Raw genomic sequence first — 3,257 nt, 5'->3', positions numbered from 1 at the left:
ACCCACTGTCGTATCCGATGCAGCTTCTTTTTCCAGTAGTTTGACCTGTTTAGCTATACCCAAAAAGGCTTTATCTTCCTCTGGGATTTTACTCGCTTCCGCTCGAGTTTGAGTAATATAGCTTGCCAAGTCTTCACAGGTGAAACATTCAACATGTAAATGAGGACAAAATTCGCTGTCGTTTAAACTTTCACCTAATGGCAAGGTTTCAAGATTAGAATATTTGCTTTTGAGTATACCTTTATTTTGGTTATGACCAATATGACCCACTAAATCACCCGCTTTAATCCGATACATCAAAGCTCTTTAACAGAAATGCTAGCTTCTGCTTCTTTTAATATCAATACGATTTTGTATTCTGTCATCTTTTTCATATTCAAATTCTCTTTTACTTTTATCGTAGTGAATTTTCTACTTTTGGGTTGTACTATTTTAGGGGATAGTTACAAAATAATATGACGCCGATTGAGTATAAAACACTAAAACAAGCAGCATGATTTTCTACGTCAGTTTTGTACTAACTATGGGGTATTTACATATTTCATTTTTCTCTAAAATAGATTTCTTCAGTCCAAATTTTTTCAGTATATAAAGCACATGTATAATCCAAATACGATAAAACAAATAAAAAAATAATGTATTACGCATAAAACCAACCTTATTTAATTTTCACAGTTAAACAATCATCCACTCTATTTAACCAACTTTTAAAAAAATAGTTTTTTGTATGTGTGCCGTCCTCTTTAATGGTTAATTTAGTATAATATGCTTTCCTTATGTCAGTAATGCTCGTTAATAATTTATTTTTATCAGAAATAGAATTTATAATAAAAGCTGTCGCTTCTCCCATTTTCCCATCAATAAAATCGCCAATACCAACCTGCTGAATCAGCAGAATATGATAATTTATCAGAAATCCAGAAATAATTAGTTACAACATCAATACCTGAAAATGAAGAATATTTTGCATAATTTTTCTTTCAAGTTAATTGCATCAATCCTCTGCATTTATATTTTGAATATTAAAATAGTCAATTAAAACTGTTTAACATCATTGGTTCAACAGAATTTTTTTCACATTTATAGTTATTTAAACGTTTTCCATTTTGGATTATTTGAATGGACTCATTTTTTGGTTGAGTATTTATCAAGTATTGAGTATTTTTATTAACAAAAGTTATTATATGATCACTTCCATCTTGATTAGCTAATTCTTTTATTAATTCTAATTTTATATTTGATTTATTTCCAAATCGATACAGTAAATTATGAGTTACATAATTGTAGCAAATTGATAATTGATTATTACCAATTCGACAACCAAACGCATCTTTTTCATTCTGGCTCTTTTTACAAAGAGTTGAATCTTTATAAAATATATTTTGATTATAAAGTGTGATAATATCTTCATATCCCATTGACAGTAATTTAGTATAAAACTTATCTTTCCAAACTGTATCTATATTTGTTTTTAACAAATTATTAGCTAAAAACAAAATAAAATAATCTGTATATGAAAGGGTAGCTTTGTTAATAAAAGAATCTTGTTTTTTTGATAAAATAATTTCAATAAATTTATCAGTATTATCATCAATATTTTCAATCGAATAATCAGTAACCTGTCCAAGGGAAAAATCTAAGTATATTTCTCCTATTTTAATTAACTTCTTATTTTTACTTGTTAAATAAGTTATTTTAGCAGGGCTTTGCATACCTCCAAATTTATCAAAAATGGATATAATTCCCAAGTCTGAAATCTCAATTGAAGGATTCATCCCTCCTATATAAATATAATTATTTACATTTCCATCTATGTCCAAGTTCAAATCAATTTGCGAAATTATACCTTCTTCAGGTTTATTGAAACGGCAATATGTATATTTACCATTGAATTTATCGCCATTGATAAATTGCCCTTTAAGATCATTTGATTTGGTTTCACTACATATTTGAGCATATAAAGGAAAATTCAAATAAAACAAAATAATAAAAATAATTTTTTTTTTCATGTTAATTTTCCCTTTGTAATGTTGTATAGAAATCTTTCAAAGCTGTTTCAACTTCTTTTACTTTATTTTTGTTATTTTCATACCATTTACTATTAACCATTGCGCTTGTATCAAAAGAATAGTTATCAAACTTAATATCGTGATATAAAAGACAGTTCTTAATATTAAACTTATCGTATAAAGTGATAAGTGCCTTATTTCTTTCTACAACATGGTTATATCCACCATTTACAGCCATGGTAACTTTAAGAAAGTCATTATTTGCTGCAATGCTATTAATATTTCCCCACGCACTTCCATTTATCCAATACCAAAATGCAGATTTTATTGTAAAATCTAAAGTAGAACATACTATATCCGGGTTATCTTTAAGTGTGTTGTTATTAATATATTTCCCGAAAGAGTCATAATTATAGTTGTGGGTAATTTGAATAAGTCCTCTACCATGATAATTTGCTCCTCCTTTATAATTGTTCCAATGAGAAGGCGTTGAACCATCCCTATTTTTATATTCTTCTGCTGTTCTAAAAAAATCACTTTCACATAATATCTGCGATATAAAATGCGCTTTCTGAAGGCAGCTAGTAACATTGTGTTGAGTAAAATACTTATTCAATTTTAAAAGAAACGTACTTAATGATGTATTTTTCAAATCGTTATTCATTTTATAAAATAATCCGTTACGCAAAATATCATTAGGCATTATTGATTTAAATTGATCTTCAGTTATATGCTTATTACACACACAACTTTCAAAATTAAAAATATGCATTGTTACAGGATGCATAAACCACGCTTTGCCATCAGCGCTAAGCGTGGCTGGTGGGGTGGCGTCTGTTGGAGTGGTTGTGGTATCCGTTGTCTCGCCATTTTCTGGGGGCGTGTCATTTTGTTGGTTTAGCTTGGCTAAGCCTTTAGCAACATCATCCCACCACAACATCTTTTTTATCTTCTCTTTAGTCTTTTCCCAAGCTGTCACTTGTTGTTCTAACGCTTCCATTTTGGCATAAGATTCAAACTGCGCTTTAGTCAGCTTTTCCGATGGCGATTGTTGATAATCAGCAGGAAAACGGCTTATTTCTCGTTTTAGTGTTTCAAACCCTTTCGCTTCAGGGGAGTCCTTTGCTTTACCAACACAGCTTAAATATACATCGAATTTTGTTTCATCACCTGTTTGTAAATACGTTAATACATTTTTAGCATTTTCCGTCATCTCGCTGTTTAACGCTTCCCATTTCGGCCTTTTGC

3 protein-coding genes are annotated in these 3,257 nt (G+C 29.8%); all 3 read right to left on the bottom strand.

Annotation, left to right across the window (positions count from 1 at the left end):
* A partial coding sequence (locus tag BQ5209_RS02995) for a hypothetical protein (protein ID WP_143421837.1) occupies nt 1–297 on the bottom strand: 297 nt, incomplete at its 3' end.
* Between the two features lie 734 nt (nt 298–1,031).
* Nucleotides 1,032–2,009 (bottom strand): hypothetical protein, encoded by a 978-nt coding sequence (locus BQ5209_RS02985; protein WP_085247092.1) that lies wholly within the window; start codon nt 2,007–2,009, stop codon nt 1,032–1,034.
* Between the two features lies 1 nt (nt 2,010).
* The coding region (locus BQ5209_RS02980) for a glycoside hydrolase family 19 protein (protein ID WP_208609936.1) at nt 2,011–3,257 on the bottom strand (1,247 nt) is incomplete at its 5' end.

Origin of the sequence: Gilliamella mensalis (assembly GCF_900103085.1) — a bacterium.
In the GTDB taxonomy this organism is placed as follows: Bacteria; Pseudomonadota; Gammaproteobacteria; order Enterobacterales; family Orbaceae; genus Gilliamella; species Gilliamella mensalis.
The sequence above is the reverse complement of the archived record's forward strand: the minus strand, read 5'-3'. Positions and strand labels throughout refer to the sequence as shown.

What these genes read in the sequence shown, in the direction of transcription:
- BQ5209_RS02985 (WP_085247092.1), bottom strand. Translation starts at nt 2,009, where the DNA reads ATGAAAAAAAAAATTATTTTTATTATTTTGTTTTATTTGAATTTTCCT.